The 19,627-nt window shown below is 64.6% G+C and carries 25 protein-coding genes; 16 read left to right on the top strand and 9 right to left on the bottom strand.

Translation table 11 applies throughout. The features are described from left to right. Positions 1-33 precede the first annotated feature (33 nt). From O6X71_RS04790 to O6X71_RS04805, 4 genes are all read left to right on the top strand, one after another. Positions 34-1,164 (top strand): LuxR C-terminal-related transcriptional regulator, encoded by a 1,131-nt coding sequence (locus tag O6X71_RS04790; protein WP_353464700.1) that lies wholly within the window; start codon positions 34-36, stop codon positions 1,162-1,164. A 183-nt stretch (positions 1,165-1,347) separates the two neighbouring features. Next, positions 1,348-1,530 (top strand): hypothetical protein, encoded by a 183-nt coding sequence (locus tag O6X71_RS04795; protein WP_353464701.1) that lies wholly within the window; start codon positions 1,348-1,350, stop codon positions 1,528-1,530. Positions 1,531-1,548: 18 nt separating this feature from the next. Continuing rightward, a complete protein-coding gene (locus tag O6X71_RS04800) occupies positions 1,549-1,692 on the top strand; it encodes an entericidin A/B family lipoprotein (RefSeq protein WP_353464703.1) in 144 nt (47 codons plus the stop codon). A 152-nt stretch (positions 1,693-1,844) separates the two neighbouring features. Then, positions 1,845-1,997 (top strand): hypothetical protein, encoded by a 153-nt coding sequence (locus tag O6X71_RS04805; RefSeq protein ID WP_353464704.1) that lies wholly within the window; start codon positions 1,845-1,847, stop codon positions 1,995-1,997. A gap of 26 nt (positions 1,998-2,023) precedes the next feature. Here O6X71_RS04805 and O6X71_RS04810 read toward each other — a convergent pair whose 3' ends face one another. Continuing rightward, a complete protein-coding gene (locus O6X71_RS04810) occupies positions 2,024-2,959 on the bottom strand; it encodes an NAD(P)/FAD-dependent oxidoreductase (protein ID WP_353464705.1) in 936 nt (311 codons plus the stop codon). 87 nt (positions 2,960-3,046) lie between these two features. Continuing rightward, the gene (locus tag O6X71_RS04815) at positions 3,047-3,121 is read right to left on the bottom strand and encodes a hypothetical protein (protein WP_353465067.1); all 75 of its coding nucleotides are present in this window, start codon (positions 3,119-3,121) and stop codon (positions 3,047-3,049) included. Between O6X71_RS04815 and O6X71_RS04820 the strand changes: the two genes are divergently transcribed. Beyond that, entirely contained in the window at positions 3,114-3,596 is a 483-nt protein-coding gene (locus tag O6X71_RS04820; RefSeq protein ID WP_353464706.1) for a hypothetical protein, read from the top strand. The two genes, O6X71_RS04815 and O6X71_RS04820, sit on opposite strands and share 8 nt — an antisense overlap. A 463-nt stretch (positions 3,597-4,059) precedes the next feature. Here O6X71_RS04820 and O6X71_RS04825 read toward each other — a convergent pair whose 3' ends face one another. Both O6X71_RS04825 and O6X71_RS04830 read right to left on the bottom strand, forming a co-directional pair. Beyond that, on the bottom strand, positions 4,060-4,269 hold the full coding sequence (locus O6X71_RS04825) for a hypothetical protein (RefSeq protein ID WP_353464707.1): 210 nt from the start codon (positions 4,267-4,269) through the stop codon (positions 4,060-4,062). A gap of 203 nt (positions 4,270-4,472) precedes the next feature. Then, positions 4,473-5,237, bottom strand: a complete 765-nt coding sequence (locus tag O6X71_RS04830) for a hypothetical protein (RefSeq protein WP_353464708.1) — start codon at positions 5,235-5,237, stop codon at positions 4,473-4,475. 401 nt (positions 5,238-5,638) lie between these two features. Between O6X71_RS04830 and O6X71_RS04835 the strand changes: the two genes are divergently transcribed. Beyond that, a complete protein-coding gene (locus O6X71_RS04835; protein ID WP_353464710.1) occupies positions 5,639-5,827 on the top strand; it encodes a hypothetical protein in 189 nt (62 codons plus the stop codon). 273 nt (positions 5,828-6,100) lie between these two features. On the opposite strand, the gene O6X71_RS04840 is transcribed toward O6X71_RS04835, so the two are convergent. The 5 genes from O6X71_RS04840 to O6X71_RS04860 all read right to left on the bottom strand — a co-directional run bounded on the left by O6X71_RS04840 (position 6,101) and on the right by O6X71_RS04860 (position 12,330). Beyond that, entirely contained in the window at positions 6,101-8,239 is a 2,139-nt protein-coding gene (locus tag O6X71_RS04840) for a TonB-dependent receptor (RefSeq protein WP_353464711.1), read from the bottom strand. A 170-nt stretch (positions 8,240-8,409) separates the two neighbouring features. Beyond that, on the bottom strand, positions 8,410-9,384 hold the full coding sequence (locus O6X71_RS04845; protein WP_353464713.1) for an ABC transporter substrate-binding protein: 975 nt from the start codon (positions 9,382-9,384) through the stop codon (positions 8,410-8,412). Next, on the bottom strand, positions 9,381-10,217 hold the full coding sequence (locus O6X71_RS04850; protein WP_353464714.1) for a class II aldolase/adducin family protein: 837 nt from the start codon (positions 10,215-10,217) through the stop codon (positions 9,381-9,383). The genes O6X71_RS04845 and O6X71_RS04850 overlap by 4 nt, the downstream gene beginning before the upstream one ends. 11 nt (positions 10,218-10,228) lie before the next feature. After that, positions 10,229-11,167, bottom strand: coding sequence for an NAD(P)-dependent oxidoreductase (locus tag O6X71_RS04855; protein WP_353464715.1), 939 nt, complete (start codon positions 11,165-11,167; stop codon positions 10,229-10,231). Next, on the bottom strand, positions 11,164-12,330 hold the full coding sequence (locus O6X71_RS04860) for an acyl-CoA dehydrogenase family protein (RefSeq protein WP_353464716.1): 1,167 nt from the start codon (positions 12,328-12,330) through the stop codon (positions 11,164-11,166). Before O6X71_RS04860 ends, O6X71_RS04855 begins: the two co-directional genes overlap by 4 nt. 207 nt (positions 12,331-12,537) lie before the next feature. On the opposite strand from O6X71_RS04860, the gene O6X71_RS04865 reads away from it, so the two are divergent. From O6X71_RS04865 to O6X71_RS04910, 10 genes are all read left to right on the top strand, one after another. Then, positions 12,538-13,383 (top strand): LysR substrate-binding domain-containing protein, encoded by an 846-nt coding sequence (locus tag O6X71_RS04865; protein ID WP_353464718.1) that lies wholly within the window; start codon positions 12,538-12,540, stop codon positions 13,381-13,383. A 176-nt stretch (positions 13,384-13,559) separates the two neighbouring features. Next, positions 13,560-14,360, top strand: a complete 801-nt coding sequence (locus tag O6X71_RS04870; protein ID WP_353464719.1) for an ABC transporter permease — start codon at positions 13,560-13,562, stop codon at positions 14,358-14,360. A 3-nt stretch (positions 14,361-14,363) separates the two neighbouring features. Continuing rightward, a complete protein-coding gene (locus O6X71_RS04875; protein ID WP_353464720.1) occupies positions 14,364-15,119 on the top strand; it encodes an ABC transporter ATP-binding protein in 756 nt (251 codons plus the stop codon). Beyond that, positions 15,119-15,733, top strand: a complete 615-nt coding sequence (locus O6X71_RS04880; RefSeq protein ID WP_353464721.1) for a cysteine dioxygenase — start codon at positions 15,119-15,121, stop codon at positions 15,731-15,733. Before O6X71_RS04875 ends, O6X71_RS04880 begins: the two co-directional genes overlap by 1 nt. Further along, positions 15,730-16,965 carry a rhodanese-like domain-containing protein gene (locus O6X71_RS04885; RefSeq protein ID WP_353464722.1) on the top strand — a complete coding sequence of 412 codons (1,236 nt, stop codon included), beginning with the start codon at positions 15,730-15,732 and terminating at the stop codon, positions 16,963-16,965. Before O6X71_RS04880 ends, O6X71_RS04885 begins: the two co-directional genes overlap by 4 nt. A 28-nt stretch (positions 16,966-16,993) precedes the next feature. After that, positions 16,994-18,097 (top strand): LLM class flavin-dependent oxidoreductase, encoded by a 1,104-nt coding sequence (locus O6X71_RS04890; protein ID WP_353464723.1) that lies wholly within the window; start codon positions 16,994-16,996, stop codon positions 18,095-18,097. Continuing rightward, positions 18,097-18,690 carry an ABC transporter substrate-binding protein gene (locus O6X71_RS04895; RefSeq protein ID WP_353464724.1) on the top strand — a complete coding sequence of 198 codons (594 nt, stop codon included), beginning with the start codon at positions 18,097-18,099 and terminating at the stop codon, positions 18,688-18,690. Before O6X71_RS04890 ends, O6X71_RS04895 begins: the two co-directional genes overlap by 1 nt. Continuing rightward, entirely contained in the window at positions 18,687-18,938 is a 252-nt protein-coding gene (locus O6X71_RS04900) for a hypothetical protein (RefSeq protein WP_353464725.1), read from the top strand. Before O6X71_RS04895 ends, O6X71_RS04900 begins: the two co-directional genes overlap by 4 nt. A gap of 12 nt (positions 18,939-18,950) precedes the next feature. Beyond that, positions 18,951-19,340, top strand: a complete 390-nt coding sequence (locus tag O6X71_RS04905; protein WP_353464726.1) for a hypothetical protein — start codon at positions 18,951-18,953, stop codon at positions 19,338-19,340. Then, on the top strand, positions 19,337-19,507 hold the full coding sequence (locus tag O6X71_RS04910) for a hypothetical protein (protein WP_353464727.1): 171 nt from the start codon (positions 19,337-19,339) through the stop codon (positions 19,505-19,507). The genes O6X71_RS04905 and O6X71_RS04910 overlap by 4 nt, the downstream gene beginning before the upstream one ends. Positions 19,508-19,627 lie beyond the last annotated feature (120 nt).

The following is a 19,627-nucleotide window of genomic DNA, read 5'->3' on the forward strand; positions in this document are numbered from 1 at the left end:
TTGAGCGTATCTTCGTGACGACGAGGAACGACCATGACGAACGACTGCCTGGATATCTTCACACGACCCCACCAGACCCTCGCGAGCACCGTGTGGCATGCGCCAGATCGCATGACGCGGCTCGAATGCTCGATCGAGTCGCACCCCGCCCCAGCCATCGTCTGCGGCTTGCGGGACCTGCGCTACGTCATGGTCAATCGTAGTTTCCTCGCGCTCACCGATAGCGCGGACGAGGATTGGCTGAGACGCTCTATGTACGAGCGCAACATCCTCGAGGGCGTCGCGAACTACGCGGCGGTGAAGCGCGCGCTCGTCGACGCGCAGACGATCCCGCAGACCCGGGCCAGCTTGGCGATGCCTGACGGCACAAGCCGGCCCGTGATCGTTACCGGCCAGCCCGTCACCGTCGCCGGCCAGCCGTGCATGCTGTTTACGCTGACGGATATCGACGCATGGCAGCAGACCGAACGCCATTACGATCAACTCCGAACAAGCGTCGAAACCGCGTTCGCGACGTCGACGGCGTGCATGATGATCGTCGATCCGGCCGACAATTTCGTGACCGTCGCGAATGACAGTTTCTGTTCTCTGATCGGGTATTCGCGGAGTGACCTGTCCGGTCGATCGACCGACGACATCGAGATCTGGCCATCGGGAATTGCATCGGGCTTCGTGCGTACCAAGTGCGGGCAACGTCTCGAATGCCAGATTTCCGAAGCCACGATCATGATCGCCGACAAGGCCTACGCGCTCTGGACCTTTCAGGACGTCACCAATCGTCGGATCGACGAGCGCAATCTGGCCGCCGCGATCGAGGCGACGATCGCGGAATCCAAATGGCTCAGCCACGCAATCCTGGACAATCTTGCGCTGCAGTCCGAACCACCGCGAGCCGTTACGCCATCGGGCCTGAACGACCTGACCGCGCGCGAACGCGACGTGCTCGCACTGATTTGCGAGGGCATGGACGACAAGACGATGGCGCGCACATTGAACGTCAGCGGCAACACCGTTCGCAACCATGTCGCGCGCGTCTACAGCAAGATCGGCGTCAATCGCAGGGTGGCCGCGGCGGCCTGGGCGCGTGCCCGCGGGTTCGGCGATGGGGCCGATCGCAAGACGCTGCTGCCAAGCCCCGTCCCGGTCGTGACGCTACAGCCCTGATCGGCATTGGCCTGATCGATGACGCCGCTGATATTGATCGAACCAAGCAGGATCCGCCTGTCCGACAGTATCCGTGCGAGATGTCGAAAATACTATCGGGTTGATACAACCCGATCTGTTGCCGTCATTCGGATCACGTTAAATCACGGGACTTAACCAGACCCGGATGGAGAATGGGTGCTCATGAGTGATGATACCGGTGATTTTGCCGACAAGGCCAGAGTCTCGGTTGCGGAGGCGATCTTCAAGCTCACCGGGTCAGCCCCGTCCGAGGCTGACGTCGATGCCAAGGCCGCTCGTATCACGAAAACTTCACTGGCGGTCGGCCGCACTCGTCGCACCGGCACCATCCACCTCAAACACTGAACATGAGAGAGACCAAGTATGAAGAACGTATTTGCACTGGCACTACTTGCTGCAGGCCTGGCACTGACGGGATGTCACACGGTGAACGGCGTCGGCAAGGATGTGAAGTCCGCTGGAACGGCCGTCTCCAACGCCTCGGGTGAAAGCGGCAAGAAAAAGTAGCGTTAGGAGAGTTGGAGCGACGGGATCAGATCGTCGCTCCTGAACCTTTCACTCGCCCCGACGCTCAACGCGGTTGAGAACACCGATAGCTTGGCGCCGACCCGCTGGTGGCTGACGCCGGGTGCAGCATTGTCGCTCATCGCGATCGACGGTTGGGCATCTTCGCATCCAGCGCGGCGCGCCTACTTCCAGCCGACCTGACCGCGCAGGCGTTTCAGATGCTCGCCACCGTCGCAGTTTCTCACCGGGCGTTTTCAGGTGGATTGAACGACGACTGGCGCTGGGCGATCGTCGATCTCTCATGACCTGACGCGCTGGCGGATGCGCGGCGTCAGGCATGTTCCAGGATCTGCTCGGCGAGTTTTCTGCCAGACAACCACGCGCTCTCGATCCGAGGCCCCAACAGCCAGTCTCCCGCTGCACCGATCCGCTCGGTGGCATTCCACAATGACCCAAGATCGGTTCCTGAAGTGCGAGCGTAGCGCCAGCGATGGCCGGTACGAACGATCGGCATCGACAATCCAACCGGACTGTGCGCGGCCAAAGCCGCCTCCAACCGATCGACCACGGCCTCGACCGAGTCTTCCAGATGCGCGCTCGACCAGTCCGCCGTCGCCTGGACCACCCAGGATTCCAGGCCGCTTCGTCCTGGCTTCGCGCTGTTGCGTGCAGCCCAGCCGATGATCCCGACATCTTTCAGCACGTCATGCGGGATAGCCAGTGGTGTCTCGAACGCGAACATCGCCGTCCAGCATGGCGCTGACCGACACGCCAGCGCCTCGCTCGCCATCGCCGGGTCATGCGGCGCCAGCAACGGCGCAGCCTGTTCCGCGGGCGTCGCGATGACGACGGCGTCGAACGATGCGTCAGTGCCATCCGGATCGACTGTCCATCCCGCTGCGGTCCCGCGAACCGCCGTGACGCGGCAATTCCAGCGGACGTCCGCCTGCGCCGCGAGATGCTTGACGATGGCGTTCATGCCGGGCGTGCCGACCCATGCATCGGACCCGGCAGCAGGCCAGCGCGCGACCACGCCAGCCGCCTCCCATGCATGCATCGCCGCGCGAAAAGCCGGGTCGCGCATCGTCAGATACTGCGCCCCGTGATCGAACGCGACCTCGCCCATCGGCGTGTCGATACGCCGCGTCGCCATGCGTCCACCGGCACCGCGTCCCTTGTCGAACAGCGTTACCGCACAGCCATCCTGCTGGAGCCGCGCGGCACAGGAAAGCCCGGCGATACCGGCACCTACGATCGCAACCTTCACGCACTTCTCCGATCCGACGATACCGCAACAATCATGCTCCGGTATCGAACTCATGGCGATCTACTACGCTGGAAATCCAGCCGGCGATCAACCGGTTGGCAGCAGGACCGTGTAGATCGCATGGATCACGCCATTGGTGCACGCGATATCGGCGATGACCACGCGTGCGCCGTTGGTTTGCGGATTCGCCTCGCCACGTCGCAGGCCATATCGCGACCGACCTCCCGGCCAGCTTCCTCGACCAAGGATTATTCGACGGCCCAGTCGAATACCCCGTCGTCACCGACGCAGGCAATCCCGACCTGAAGCCGGTCTCGGCGTACCGGCCAACGCGACGTACCATCGCTCACGCGTCGAACGCGAAGGGCGCCCGACGGTCAATCTGGAAGACGCAGTACCGTTCTCCGCCGACGCCAAGCTGTTCTACGAAAAGCACGGAATCAACGCTTCGGTGTCGTACCAGTACCAGTCGAAGTTCGTGTCGTCGCAGTGCAGTTACATCGACACGCTGGCGATCAAGCGGACGCCATACCATGAACTAGCAGCAAGCATATCCTACGACATTCTTCCAAAAATCACCGTCTATGCCCAAGGCTCGAACCTGCTGGACTCGGCAACAAAACGCTTCTCGACCTAGAGCAACGCCCCTGCCTTCTACGACAATACGGGCCGCGCCTTCTTTGATGTGCGTTACCCGGTCGCCCGGTCCTTGGCGTCGGCCCAATTCATCGCATAGGCGTCGTCGCCGGTGCCATGCGACATAGGCTCTAAGAAACCTAGGCAGGCGTTGATCGCGACGCGTCGAGAGCCAACCCGCCTTGCCTTAGGATGTCGATCTCGACCTGAGGCATCAGCGGATGCACGTACCCGCCGCCGCGTTCAGGTTGCAAGCGACGCTTCGCGAAGCAGAACTCGCGCCGACCGGGTGGCCACCTACTCCGACGTCGGGACGAAGTACGCGGTCATCATCGGCAATCCAGCGGGACGGCAGCGCTTCGGTCGTGGATTGAGGCGCACCCTTGTTCAGGCCCGGGAGCACCTAGCCTTCCTGCGGCCCCCGGGTCCAGCTTGGCTGTCCTGCCTCATGCCCATGCCAGCTCTCAGTCGCGCGGAGCGCGGGCGATCACGCCTTGGGCTAAACGAAGACGGGCCTTCCAGATCTTGACCGACGGATGCCCCGAGGCGAGTCCGGCAAGCCGCCCTTCGATCTGGGCGACCTCTCGCTTGGCTGCATCAAGCTCGTTCGCTGTCGGTGCAGGCTGGATATTGGCGCGCGCGTGTGCGCCGGTGCGTCCCTTGCTCTTGGTCATGGACACCGCGATGGCCTCAGATGCCAAGTGCCGTCAATGGGAGACGGCATCGAGGACGCCACGTGTCGCGACACGACCCAACGGCTGACGCTCAGAAGGCCCCACCTCGTTCCAAACTTCGAACGCCCATTCATATCCAATGCGCGGGTCGAAGCTCCCACCATGGTGACAACTACCGCACAACCTGTCTAATTCCGGAGTAATCACAGGGAAAAGCTATCGCCCTTATACTTCAATTCGAGATACCTGCCCTGAATTGCGATTTCATCAAGCGTGCTCTGCCCAAGTAGGTCGTTTGCACGCGCGAGCTCTGCGTCGATAAGCTGCAGACCGTTGACCAAGTGATCGTCCGGCATACGGCCATCGGCATGCGCCACACGCCGCGCGGAGATGGGAACTATACGCCAACTGTCCACTAAAGCGGGCATCTCCACGGCAACCAGCTTCCGCACAGATGCCGCCGCAGGGCTGCGAGGATCGAGCTGACCGAGGCGCGGCGCCAGGTCACCCAACCGACGACTTATTGCATCGGCACGCTGAAGCGCGAGTGGCGGCATGCCACGACGTTGTGCAGCAAGCCAGATAACGGCTTGCTCGGCCAAGCTGGGAAGTGTGGCCTCTGCCAACGCTTCCCGTCCTGGTACACGCGGATCGGCGCGTAAGAGGACTGCCGTCATCAACAGCAGCAATAGCGCCGATGCGACCGCGAGAGCGACACTCGCTGGGGCAAGTAGAGCCAGCATCGCCCAGACGAGCAGCGAGGCCGTGGCGGCGGCGACCAATCGAACGATCAGGCGCTTCTGGCGCCGTGTCCTCGCCTCGCGTTCCCGGCGCGCTTGCTCGCGTCCTTCAGGAGACAGGCGGCGAAGCAGATCTTCGGCATGGGTAAGCCCTACATCGGCAAACCCAGCCGCGACGTTCCGGGCGCGGTGGACCATCGGTTCATGATGACCGGCATTATCGTTCATTCCCAGACGATGACGGTCTTTCCTAACCTGGTCTAGACCTCTTCGGTGAAGGAGGCGTCTGAACGCTAACGATGGTGGTCGAACCGGTTTCGGACATTCATGTGCCCTTCCCGCCTCCCAACTTCGGCCCAAGTTACGATGTAACGCCAGAACGCCAGTATCAGACCGTGCGTCCCCTCAAGTCCGCCCAATCCTGATGTATGTTTTCGGGAAGCGCCATCTGAGTGGTGAATGTCGACGATTGGGCGGAAGCGGAATGGAGAGGATCACGGACCGAAATCGGCGGCTATGAGCTAGGCGGTTCGCCGATAAAGCCGATCACCCTCGCGTCCGTCCCTTTTAAGTGTTTCACGAGGCATCTAGCTTGTTCTGCGTGGGGCGCTGCGTACCCTCGAAACCCAATGGCCTTCGCGTTCGATTCTGAAATATATGCATCTGTTGCGCCACAGGCCGATTTAGCCGTTTCGAAGATCGACGGCGTGAACGTGCTTTGGGAAGCAGTGCAGCCGCTTACCGCCATTGATACTGCGATGGCGAAAGCGCCGAACGTCGTTGGCCGTTTGGATCTATCCGTCACACGAGGAAACTGAACGAGCGATCGCTTTTGCGCAAGCGCCGTGAAGATCCGTAGCGACGCGAAGTGAGCTCAAGCATAATGGAAGAATTCGAGACGGTCCGCGTTAGGCGTCAAGCAGGCTGCTATCGAACCATACATACTCATATTCCGGCCCGATTAAGACTTTCCAGCCCGGCTGGCAATTCCGCGGCGGGACAGTCGTTGGCAAGAGGATGTGCATGTAGAGGTCGGAAAAATCGTCATGGTCCGACCTGCTGATCGATCTGCGACCTTTACGTAAAGCCATCTACCGGCTGAAGCGCAGCGTCAGCAACGCCGTCCGGGGATCGGGAAAATTCCGGTACCAAGCACCGATCGACGGGTTGTAGACCGACGCGACCTGTTTGCTCGTGTTCAGGACGTTGCGGACCGATAGTGCGACGTCGACATGCGGGTTCGGGGTATTCCACGTGATCTTACCGTTCACATAGGCTTGCCCAGGCGAGCGATCCTGCGGGCGGTTGAGCGCGGAGACGTAATAGGACGACTGGTAATTCGCGTCCGCGGCCAGCCTCAGCGAGCCCGCAGCCGCCAAAGGCAACTCATAGCTCGCGCCACCGGTGACGGTCCATTTGGGCGCGTTGGTCAGGCGGTTGCCATCGGCATTCACCCCTGCCCCGCCGGCGCCCTTATAGTCGTCGAACGTCGCGTGGAGATACCCGCCCGCAAGTTGCACGCTGAAACGATCGGTCAGGGTGGCGCTGTTCTCGATCTCGATGCCCCAGCTATGCGCCTTGCCTGCATTGCCGCGCCGCGATCCCTGATAGACCGGGTCGAAGAACGACACCTGCAAGTCTTGATAGTCGTTGTAGAACACCGCGATGTTGGACCGCAGCGCACGATCGAACAACGTCGCCTTCAGCCCGGTTTCGTAGGTGCTGACCTTCTCCGGCGCGAACGGCAACGTGGCCAGATCGAGCCGCGTCGCACGATTGTCGTACCCACCCGATTTGAAGCCTTGCGAATAGCTGGCATATTGCAGAAGCGCCGAGTTCCATTGCGCCTGCACCGAGGCTTTCGGGGTCAGCGCACGCCACGTCTCGTCCGCCTTCCCCGCGATCGACTGCGCGGTGGGCACGCGTGCGAGGTTGATGACCTTGTTGTCGAACACGAAATCCTTGTGCTCGATCGTGCCACGAAGCCCGCCGGTGACACTGAACACCGACCCGACCCGATACGTCGCCTCGCCAAAGATCGCGTAGGCATCGGTGGTCGTAATATTGTGTGCGCGCAGTCCCGATACGGCAGCCGTCGGCGACGTGCCGAGGCGTGTAAACCCGTCGCGTTCGACGAAGAATCGCTCGTGCAGATAGAACAACCCGCCGGTAAAGGTCAGTGCGCCGTAATCGCCATTCAACTGCACTTCCTGCGTCACGTAGCGATCATTGTAATGGATCAGGTTCTTCTGGATCAGCGCGGACTGGCCGTCATTGTCGTACGAGACCGGGTCGAGGTTGAACCCGCCGACCGCGGTGATCGACTTCACGCTGAGATGTTCGCCGAGCGCATATTTGACCCGAAGAGAGCCCGAACGACCATCAAGATCCTGAAGCGGCTCGACCTCGGAATAGGACGTGCGCTTGTCGAACACGACGCCCGGTTGGTTGACCGGAATATAGCTGCGCGAGTCGGATCGGTCGCGGACGAGGTTGGCCGTCAACAACACGTCGAGATCGGCGTTCGGCGTCCAGCGCAGCTTGCCCCTGAACGAGTCCACGTCGATCCGGTTGACGTCGTGGCCGAGCGTCGGGTCCTTCGTCACGCCGTCGCGACTGTGGTGAATATACGAGAAGCTGGCGGCCAGCGTATCGCTCAGCGGACCGCTGACCAGCGCGCGTGCATCGACCTCGTTCTTGCTGCCATAGCCGATCGCGGCCTTCAGATGCGTTTCCTGGTCCGGATCGCGGGTTATGATCCGCAGCGCGCCGGCGCTCGAATTGCGCCCATAAAGCGTACCCTGCGGCCCGCGCAGCAATTCGATCCGTTCGAGATCGTTGAACTCCACCATCGAACCGATCTGCCGCGGGATATAGACGTCGTCGACATAGACCGCGAGCACCGGCTCTTGGATCGGATCGCTCTCGCCGACGCCGCGCAACGAAAAGGTCTGCGTGGTGTGGCTGATGGAGGTGCGGGGTACGAACAGATTGGGCACCTGTCCTGCCAGATCGCGCACGTCGCGGATGTCGCGATCCTGCGCGAGCTGCCCGCCGAACACGGAGATCGCGATCGGAGTCTTCTGCAGGTCAGTCGAACGGCGCTCGGCAGTGACGATGATCTCGCCGCGATCCGAGGTCTCGGTCTTGTCGGACGTATCGACCGGATCCGTGATCGACGGGCCGCCCGTTGTCTGCGCGCTCGCGGACCATGCCAACCCAAAAGCCATGGTTGCGACGGATATCTTCAGCAAACGCCGTGTAGTACGACCCATCAATGCGACCCCTTATTATGTCGCTGAACTATGGAGTCGATCCGGTATTCGTACGAGTTGCTTTAGGTATCCAGCTTACAACTACCGATTGTTCGCCGATGCATATATGTATCATTGGCCGCTCTTCAGTATATGTCCCCAATCCGTGCATTGAAGGTGGTCGACCATAATGGCCGCACATCCACCTTCGTCGGAATGACCTTTGCCGTCGCGAACCGGTCCGCAACCTGTTGCTGCGAGGCGATCGCCGCATCGGTGACGGGCACTATGCGCGGATCGGAACTACGCTCTCGAAACTGCTGGAGCCAGATCGCTTCGGGAACTCCGGTATCCTTGGCGAGCGCTGTTGCCCAGGCTGCGGGGTTGGCCACCGACCATGCGAAGGTCCGCGCGATCTTGCCGAGATAGTCGCCGATCGCCTCACGCCGCAGCGGATCGGCGAGCGCTGCGGTCGACGCCGCGACGACGTAATTGCCCGACAACCTCCCCTTGCCGGTGGCGAGCACGCGCGCGCCGGTCGACCGGGCGAGACTGCCCTGCACGCCGTAGATCACCCATGCGTCGAGCCGTCCCTGCTGGAACGCGGTCAGCCCGTCCGATGGCGACAGTGCGATCGGCACGACGTCCGCGAACGTGAGGCCTGCCTCGTCCAGCAGGCGCAGCAGAATGTAATGCGAGGTGGTCGCGCGAACATAGCCGATCCGTTTGCCGCGCAAACCCGCCGCATCGCGGATGGTCGAACCGCCCGGCACCAGCACGACCTGATTGTTGACGTCGTACTGCTGCACCGCAATCAGCCGGAACAGCGGGTCCGCGGCGGCGGCGAAGATCGGCGGTATCTCGCTCATCCCGCCGAAGTCGATCGCGCCGGCGTTGATCGCCTCGACGATCTGGTTGCCGCCCGCGAACAGCGCCTTGCTTACCGTATAGGGCGGCGCGGCCTCGCCAGCCTGCGCGAAGAACGAGTCGATCTGGCCCTTGTAGGTGGCGACGCGCAGCGTGACGTCCTTCAGCGCGACCGGTTTGGAACCCCCGCGTCCGCACGCCGACAGGGCCAGCGCACCCCCGATCACCGCGCGGCGGGAAACCAGCGCGCTCAATCGAGCAGGTCCGGCTCTTGCGAGACGATCACATCCCAAGAGGGCTGGAACGCCCACAACGCGCCGACCTCCGTGCCGACCTGCGACGCGGTGTGCCGCGCGACCGCGTCGCTCATCGGCTTGGTCGTGCCAGCCGCCTCGGCGAGCAACTGCGCCTGGCACGCATTCTCCATCGCGAGATAGCGCCAGACCGCCGCCTCGACCGAATGGCCGACCGTCAGGATGCCGTGGTTCTGGAGGATCACCGCCTTCCGATGACCAAGCGCGTGCGCGATCTTCTCGCCCTCGCTCGCGTCGAGCACGACGCCGCTATATTCCTCGAACAGCGCGTGGTCGTCGTAGAAGGCCGCCGAATCCTGTGTCAGCGGATCGAGCAGTCGACCGAGCGACGACCAGGCCTTGCCGTACAGCGAGTGCGAATGCGCCGCCGCGATCACGTCGGGCCGGGCCTTGTGCAGCTCCGAGTGGATAGCGAACGCCGCACGGTTGAGGCGCGCGGGCACGCCCTTGGGGGGCTCGACGACGACGCCTTCGTGGCTGACGAGCATCAGGTGCGACACCTTGATCCGGCCGAAATGCACGCCGAACGGGTTGACCCAGAAATGATCGGGCCATTCGGGATCGCGCACCGTGATGTGCCCCGCGCCGCCCATGTCATAGCCGTTGCGCCCGAACAGCCGGTACGCAGCCGCCAGGCGCTGTTTGCGATACAGCCGCTCGACCGCGGGATCGGCGTGGACCGGGATCACGGACGACCCGAACTCAGGCAACAGCGCCTCGACGATCGCAGTCTCGTTCGGCTCCTTGCGCCGCAGGGGAAGCGGTTTGGTCATCGTCTGTCTCCTCAATAGCCGCGCGCGCGATCCACCACGCCGTCGAGCGGTTGCCCGCGGCGGAAGCGATCGAGATTGGCGGCGAAACTCAGCGAAAGATTACGCCGCGTCTCGGTCGTGTGAACGCTGGTATGCGGCGACAGGCGGACGCGGGGATGCGTGTAGTAACGGTGCCCGGCGGTCAGCGGCTCCGGGTAGGTGACGTCGAGCGTCGCGCGCCCGACCCGCCCCTCGTCGAGCGCGGCGAGCAACGCATCGTCGTCGATCAGGATGCCGCGCGCGATGTTGATCAGGTGAAGGTTCGGCTTGGCCAGCGACAGGAGTTTCGCATCGATCATCCGCTCGGTCTGTGCGGTCGCGGGCGCGGCGAGCACGACGTGGTCGGCCTGCGCGAAGATCGCCGTGGGATCGGCACGCTCGACACCCGCCGCGAGCGGCAGGTCCGAGCGGCGCGTGGCGATCACCCGCATCCCCAGCGCCTGCGCGCGCGGGGCGAGCGCCTCGCCGATCGCGCCGAACCCGATCAGGCCGAGCGTGGTGCCGGCGACGGTCGCGAGCGGTTTCGCCACCCAGTCCTTCCGATCACGGATCCAGATGTCGGGGAGATGTTTCGCCTCCGCCAGGATCGCGGCAAGCGCGAACTCCGCCAGCGCGATCGCCGATGCCCCGCGGGCGGTGGTGACGACCGGCCCCTCGAACAGCCAGTCCGGGTAGAAATCGATGCCCACCGAGACGAGCTGGATCCAGCGCAGATCGAACGGCCAGCCCCTCGGCTGCGCAGGGAACGCATCGCCCGGCCGTCGGAACGGCGCGGCGATCAGGACCTCGGGCCCGTGCGCGAGCCCGGCCGATCCAGGCGCGATGCTGACGATCTCCGCCGCCTGCGTCGAGGCTGCAAAGGCGTCGTTGAAGAGCGCCGGTAACTGGCTAACGACCTGGACACGCGTCACGCGCCACGCTCCGCGAACGCCGCGCGACCGGTGCTGCCCAGCACGACATCGCCCTGCGGCGTATGAATGCGGCCGCACAGCACATCGCGCAGATGCCGTTCCAGCGGGTTGTGTCGCGTCAGCCCTGCATTCCCAGTCACTGCGATCGCCTTCTCGACCGCGGCGATCGCGTTCTCGGTGACGAGGTGCTTGACCAGCCCCGCCTCCAACCCGCTTGTTGCACCCGACGTACCGGCATCGAGCAGCAACCGGTTCTGCAACAACAACCCGTCGATCGTCCCGACCACCTCCTGGAACCGCGGCAAGGTCGACAACGACGCACCGAGATTGGTCGGCTTGCGATCGATCAGCCAGCCGACCAGCCAATCGCGCGCATTCCGTGCGACGGCGTTATAGATCGCCGATGTCAGCACCGCGGACCAGTTGGCGAACGCGGCGGAATAGGGCGGCTGCTTGCCGACCGGCCGGGGCTCCAGCGCCTGATCGAACGGCACTAGAACGTCCTCGAACACGACATCGTGGCTGGCACTCGCGCGCAGCCCGAGATGATCCCAGCTCTCCTCGATCCGGATGCCCGGCGTATCGGCGCGCACCAGCCAGCCGCCGACCAGCGGCTCGGCATCGTCCGAACGCGCCCAGACCACCATCCAGGTCAGCGCGGTCGAGCCGGTCGAGAAGATCTTCCGCCCGTCGAGCCGCCAGCCCTCGGCCGTGCGCCGCGCGATCGTGCCGGGAAGGCCGCCGCGCGCCGGCGTGCCCAGATCCGGCTCTACCCGCAGCGCATTGATCAGCGCACCATCGCGCAACGCCTCGCCGACGACACGCGTCTTTAGCGCCTCCGAGAAACCGGACCGATCGTCGAGCCCGGCATGAAACAGATACTGCATCGTCAGGACGAGCGCGGTCGCCGGTTCGCCGCGAGCGACCGCTGCGATTACGCGCCGCGCCTCCGCCAGATCGCCGCCACCACCGCCAAGCCGACGCGGCGCGGTCAGCGCGAGCAGGCCGTGACGGTGCAGCAACGCGAAGTTCTCGACCGGCAACGTGCCGGCGCGGTCATGCTGTGCGGCGGTTGCAGCGAACGCGGCCGTCACCCCCGGCAGGATCGCATCCAGATCAAGCGTCGGAACCTGTGGCGCAATCGATAGGAGCTGCGCACTCATTGCAGGACCATGCCGGTCAGGTCGTTGACCGGCTTCACGTTAAGACGATCGGTCGCGCACTGCGCAAGGCTGCCGTGCTGCGATCCGGGTCCGGAATTAGGATATACCAAGGTTGCGCTCCTTCCCGCAGCAAGGAGCGCTTCATTTCCCATCGAATCAATGTAGATTGTCTGCTAACGCATATGAGCCTGGCTTCTAGGACCGATCATGGCCGTCAATATTCCCACCGATGTGGTGCGCAGCTTCGTCGCGATCGTCGATGCCGGCTCGATGCTCCGTGCCGCGGACCGCGTGTTCGTCAGCCAGTCTGCGCTCAGCTTGCAGATGAAACGGCTGGAGGAACTGCTCCAGGTCGCACTCTTTCGGCGGGAGGGACGCAGGCTCGTCCTGTCGGTGCAGGGTGAACGGTTCCTGCCGCACGCGCGCGAGTTGCTTGCGGTCAACGACCGGGCTTTGGCGGCGCTTGGCGACGGCAGCCTCGCCGGCCCCGCGCGGATCGGTTTCGTCCAGGATTTCGCGGAGACGTTGTTGTCCGGCGTCTTGTCGGTGTTCGCGTCGAGCAACCCCGACGCCTCGCTCGACGTTCGCGTCGCCGGGTCCGCCGAACTGCTCGATCTGCTCGCGACCGACCGCCTCGACATCGTCCTGTGCTTCGGCGAGGACACCGACAAGGCCGCCGTCGCGACCGCCGACATGCACTGGCTCGGCAATCCGCGCCTGATATCCGCGGCGATCCTGCCCTTGGCGGTGCTCCAGAAGCCATGCCGGTTCCGCGATGCCGCGATCGCCGCGCTGGAGGCGGCGGGCAGGCCCTACCGGATCGTCCTGGAGACGCCGAGCCTGTCCGCCCTGCGCGCGGCGGTGACCGGCGGGATCGGTATAACCTGTCGCACCGACGCCTTGATGGGGCTCGATCCGGAGATCCACGACGGGCTCCCCGCGCTGCCCCGCGTCGCCTATGTCCTGCGTATCAACGAGACGCGTCATCCGGTACTCGACCGGCTCCACGACGTCGTCCTTCGTTCGATCGTCGAATCCGCCAGTGCAGATTGACGCTCTTCACGGCCGCAAAGGCTTTCTTTCCCGGTCGGCTAACCTCCTGAGATCGATGCGGTTTTAGGCCAGTATTTGCAACGCTCATAAGGCTGGCAAGCCATTCTCTATTAAACCAATAGGAATTGAAGACGCATTGAAGGCGCTCCGGAAAACGAGCGTCCGAAAGGCTGTCCATGGCGAAGACGTCCCAACGATCCACCAACCGATCATGGCAGAGCAAGCTCCAGCGTAGCCGCTGGGTATCGCCGATAGCGCTCATGCTGGCATGGGAAGCGGCATCCCGGATCGGCCTGATCCCAACCCGCACGCTGGCGGCGCCTTCGCAGGTGCTGGGCACGCTGTGGGGCATGATCGTTTCGGGTGAATTGCCCGCCAACCTCGCCGTATCGCTCGGTCGTGCGGCGGCGGGCCTCGTGATCGGCGTCAGCCTCGGCATCGTCCTCGCTCTGGTCGCCGGCCTCACCCGCGAGGGCGAAGCGGCGGTTGACTCTCCCGTGCAAATGCTGCGGACATTGCCCGCGCTCGCGCTGTCGCCGCTGTTCATCGTCTGGTTCGGGATCGGCGAGACACCCAAGATCGCGCTGATCGCGTTCGCGACGCTGTTTCCGGTCTATCTCAACCTCTACAACGGCATCCGCGGCGTCGACGTCCGGCTGATCGACGCGGGGCGCAGCTTCGGCCTGTCGCGCGCGCAGATCGTCACCGACATCGTCCTCCCCGCCGCACTGCCGCAACTGCTGGTCGGCTTGCGCTACGCCTTCTCGGTCGCCGTGCTCATCCTCGTGGTCGCCGAACAGATCAACGCGTCGGCGGGTCTCGGCTTCCTGATCAACAACGCGCGCGATTTCATGCGGACCGACATTATCGTCGTCTGCCTGCTCGTCTATGCCGGGCTCGGCCTGCTCGCCGACCAGTCCGTGCGCCTGATCGAAGACCGTGCGCTCGCGTGGCGCCCCAAGCTCGTGGAGGCCTGAACCATGACCATCTCGCACATCATCCCGATGCCGCAGCCAGTCCGACCCGTCGTAAAGCTCACGCGGTTCTCGCGCAGCTTCGGCACCAACACCATCCTCGACAATCTCCATCTCGAGATAGCCCAAGGCGAGTTCGTCGCGCTGCTCGGCCGCTCGGGCTCCGGCAAGACCACGTTGCTGCGGACTCTCGCGGGACTCGATACCGCCGATGCGCAGGACGTGACGATCCCGACCTCTCGCGCCGTCGTGTTCCAGGATGCGCGGTTGCTGCCGTGGAAGCGCGTGTGGCGCAATGTCGGGCTCGGACTGAAGGGCGCGGACGTACGCGACCGCGCAGAGGCGGCGCTACGTGAAGTCGGTCTCGGCCACCGGCTCGACGTCTGGCCGCTGACGCTGTCCGGCGGCGAGGCGCAGCGTGTGGCGCTCGCCCGCGCGCTGGTCCGCGAGCCAAAACTGCTGCTGCTCGACGAGCCGTTTGCAGCACTCGACGCACTGACCCGCGTCAAGATGCACGGTCTCGTGATGGCACTGTGGCGCGCGCACAAGCCTGCCGTGCTGCTGGTGACGCACGACGTCGACGAGGCGATCGCGCTGGCCGACCGGGTACTGGTACTCGATGCCGGGCGGATCGTCGTCGAGGAGCGCATTTCGGTCCCGCGTGGACAGCGAACGGGAATCGCGACGGCGTTGCGCGAGCGGTTGCTGGGATCGCTCGGCGTCGAACGGGACGAGCCCCTGCCCTTCGTGAAGGCCGAATGATGGCGAGCCTCGTACAAGACCGCCCACGCCTCGACCGCTTGCGCGATTTCGTCACCGGAATCGGCACGCTGCTCGACCGCACCCGGGACGAACGCTCGCTGCTCGAGGAAGGCAGCACGGCGCTGGGCAGGCTGGTCGCGCAGGACGACTGGCTGCCCGACGCCTACGCCGCCCCAAACCCGGATCGTTACTCGCAATACCTCCTCCACTGCGACAGCCGCGAACGTTTTTCCGTCGTCAGCTTCGTCTGGGGGCCGGGACAGGCCACGCCGATCCACGACCACCGCGTCTGGGGCCTGGTCGGCGTGCTGCGCGGCGCCGAACTCTCCGAACGGTTCGCGCGCTACCCGGACGGTGGGTTGCACGCAGTCGGCGCGATCGAGCGTCTCGAAGCCGGCGAAGTCGAGGCCGTCTCACCCTCGGTCGGCGACATCCACCGCGTATCGAACGCGTTCGACGACCGCGTGTCGATCAGCATCCACCTCTACGGCAGCAATATCGGCGCGGTCGAACGCGCCACCTATGATGCGGCGGGCACTCCGAAGCGGTTCGTGTCGGGTTATGCCAACGCCGTGCTGCCGAACCTCTGGGACCGTTCGCGAGCCACCGCATGACCACCCCCACCGAGATCCGCACCGCGCTGCTGCTCGGGCACGAAATCGCGCTGCTCGATGTCCGTTACGAAGCCGCGTTCGCCACCGGACACCCGCTGTTCGCCGCCAATCTCGCCTTCGACCGGATTGATCTGGAAGCGACGATCCGCCTCCCGCGCAGGGACGTACCGATCGTCCTGTACGATGACGGCGAAGGCCATGTTCCCGCCGCCGCCGAGGCGCTGACCGCCCTCGGCTACACCCAAATCACCACCCTCGAAGGCGGTCTCGCAAGCTGGCGCGCGGCAGGTTTCGAAGTGTTCGAGGACGTGAACTCCTACTCGAAGGCGTTCGGCGAACTGGTCGAGGCGCGTCGTCACACGCCGTGGTTGGCCGCCGAGGACGTCGCCGCGCTGATCGAAGAAAAGGCCGACATCGCGATCCTCGATGCGCGCCGGTTCGAGGAATATGCGACGATGAACATCCCCGGCTCGACGAGCGTGCCAGGTGCCGAACTCGTGTTGCGCGTCGCCGAGGCGGTGCCCGATCCCGACACGACAATCATCGTCAACTGCGCCGGCCGCACGCGCAGCATCATCGGCACGCAGTCGCTGATCAACGCCGGCATCCCCAACCGCGTCGTCGCGCTGCGCAACGGTACGATCGGCTGGACGCTCGCCGGCCAGTCGCTCGCGCACGGCAGCAATCGCCCTGCGCCGGACGTACGAAAGAGCGACGAGACCGCCGCCATGGCCCGCGCCGTCGCCTACCGCGCGGGTGTAAAACGCCTGACGCCCGCCGAGCTTGCGGTGCTCGAACGCGACACCAGCCGCACGCTCTACCGCTTCGACGTGCGCCGCCCCGACGAATACGCTGCCGGTCACATCGGCGGCTTCCGCTCCTATCCCGGCGGACAGCTGGTGCAGGAAACCGACATCGCCGCGCCCGTCCGCGGCGCGCGGATCGTTCTCGCCGACGACATCGGGCCGCGAGCCGACATGACCGCGTCCTGGCTCGCGCAACTTGGCTGGAAGGTGTTCGTGCTCGATGGCGGGTTCGCCAATAGCACTGGGGGCGACCTCGAAACCGGTCCCGGCAAGACCATCCCGCCGGGCGACCCCGCGCACCGGTACAAGCGCCCCTACGAAGGCACCGACAACGCCGCCGCCGCGATGCAGGCCTATCTCGACTGGGAATACGGCCTGGTCGAACAGCTCGCGCGCGACGGCACGCACGGCTTCTACGTCATCTAATTTCCTCGAATATCACAGGAGACACGTCATGCCCGTCAAGTTCATCGGCTATATCGGTTTCAACGACGCGTCCGAAATCCACGGCGTCGGCAAGGCGCGCGGGCTCGACAAGGCCTATGTCGAGGCCGCCGCGATCGCGCAGGAAAAGGGCGGCTTCGACCGTGTGCTGATCCCGTTCGGTTCCGACAGCCCTGAAAGCCAGATCGTCGCCGCGCACGCCGCCGCGATCACGACCAAGCTCGGTTTCCTGATCGCGCACCGCCCCGGCTTTACCCAGCCGACGCTCGCCGCACGGCAATTGGCGACGCTCGACCACCTCTCGGGCGGACGCGTCGCGGTCCACATCATCACCGGTGGCGCGGACAGCGAAATGGCGCGCGACGGCGATCATTCGGTGAAGGACGATCGCTACGCACGCACCGACGAGTATCTGGAGATCCTGAAGCAGGAATGGTCGTCGGCCACGCCGTTCGATCACGACGGGCGTTTCTACAACGTCCGCCAGGCGTTCAGCCAGATCAAGCCGACCAATCTACCCGTGTTCTTCGGCGGATCGTCGCTGGCCGCGATCGATGTCGCCGGGCGCCATGCCGATGTCTACGCACTGTGGGGCGAGACGCAGGCGCAGGTCCGCGAGGCGGTCGGCACGATCCGCCACGCCGCTGCGCGCTATGGCCGAAGCCCTGGCTTCTCGCTGTCCTTGCGCCCGGTGATCGCCGACACCGAAGAGGCCGCGTGGAAGAAGGCCGACCAGATCGTCGAAAAGGTCCGCGATCTGCGCGTCTCGGCCGGTGCAGCGACCAGCGGCCACGCCCCACCGAACGCCGGTTCGCAGCGGCTCCTCGATACCGCCAACCAAGGCTACCGCGTCGACAAACGCCTCTGGACGGGCGTGGCAGCTCTGGGCGGCGCGCAGGGTAATTCGACCGGGCTGGTCGGCACGCCGGAACAGGTCGCCGACGCGATGCTGGATTATTACGACCTCGGCATCGATCATTTCCTGATCCGCGGCTTCGAGCCGTTGCAGGACGCGATCGACTATGGCCGCGACCTGCTGCCGGTCGTCCACGAACTGATTGCCGCGCGCGATGCCGAACGCGTCCTCGTCGAACCGCAACGGGCGGTAGGCTGATGCCGGACTGGACGGACGACGAAAGGGTGGCTTCGGCGCCACCCCCGCCCAAGGAAGGCCTGAAGCGATGGTGGCCGTTACTGCTCGCGGCCGTGCTAGCGGCAGGTCTGTACCCGTGGCTGGGACGCGGCACCGCGAGCGGCGATGTATTGCACGTCGGCAGCCAGCGCGGCGGCACCAAGCCGCTCATGCTCGCCTCGGGTGCGCTCGACGGCGCCCCCTACCGCGTCGAATGGTCCGAACTCCCCACCGTGCAGAATTTGCCGGAGGCGATCGGCGCGGGCGCGGTGGATGTCGGGATGGTCGGCGACGCACCGTTCCAGTTCGCTTACCAGAGTGGCAGCCCGATCAAGACGGTGGCCGTGCAATCCGCTACCTCGCGGCCGCGGGACAGCCTCGCGATCCTGGTGCCGGCGCGGTCGCGGATCGCCGATGCCGGCGGACTGCGCGGCAAGCGGGTCGCGACGACCCGCGGCTCGGTCGGCCACTACCTCCTTCTGGGTACGCTTGATGCGAAGGACCCCAAACCCAGCGATGTGCGCCTGATTTCCCCGCACCGGGCGATGCCAAGACAGCGTTCGATACTGGCTTGATCGATGCCCGGTCAATCTGGTCGACCTATAGCGGGACCGCGCTCGCCGAAGGGGCGCGCGTCGTCGCCGACGGCGCGGACGTCGGCGACGCAGCCCGGTTCGAGCATTACGACGACAGCGCGGGCAATACGGTCCGCGGCAAAGTCTCGACGCGCTACGAGATTACACCCTGCTTCGCCATTCGCGGGGGCGTCAACACCGGCTTCCGCGCACCGTCGCTCGCACAGACCGGATTTTTGACCACGTAGAACACCACGGCGATGATCGGCGACACGCCCGTCTCGACGATTGCGAAGTCTCTGCCAGTGAATAGCACCGAGGCGATCGCGCTGAATTCCCAACCGCTAGAGCCGGAAAAGTCGCTCAAACACATCGCGGAAATCACTTACGAAGCCGGTGCCCTGCACCTCACGCTCGACGCGTATCAGATTCGTGCCGACGACCGAATCGTGAAGGCCGAGTTCCTCGGCACGGCGTCCAATGGCAGCACCGCGATCCGCAACATCCTAATCGCCAGCGGCGTGACCAGCGTCAACAGCGCGCAGTTTTCCCCCAACGCGATCGACACGCGCACCCGCAGCATCGACGCGTCGCGGAATACACGCGGTGCACAGCTGGTCTCGGCGTTCCCGCAGCACTCAGTTCGTTGAACGCCGTGCTGTTCGGCCGCCAGGCACAACGCGATCTCGTGGCCGCGCTACCACATGCGAAGTTGGTGCTGACCAACGGCGGGTCGCTCGGCCGCGTTCATGCGCTCGCCCGCACAACGCGTTTCGGCCGTTACGACGCTCGCAACTTCGACATGCACGCAGGATAAGCTCGACGCTGCAGCGTCCGACAGCGCGACGAGGTGACGCTTTACCAGATGCGCTTAGTGTTTACTTACTGGGATCAGCTCGACACGGATCGATGCGCGTCCCGGCATCTGATCTGATCG

Source organism: Sphingomonas faeni, assembly GCF_040407505.1.
Classification (GTDB): Bacteria; Pseudomonadota; Alphaproteobacteria; order Sphingomonadales; family Sphingomonadaceae; genus Sphingomonas; species Sphingomonas faeni_E.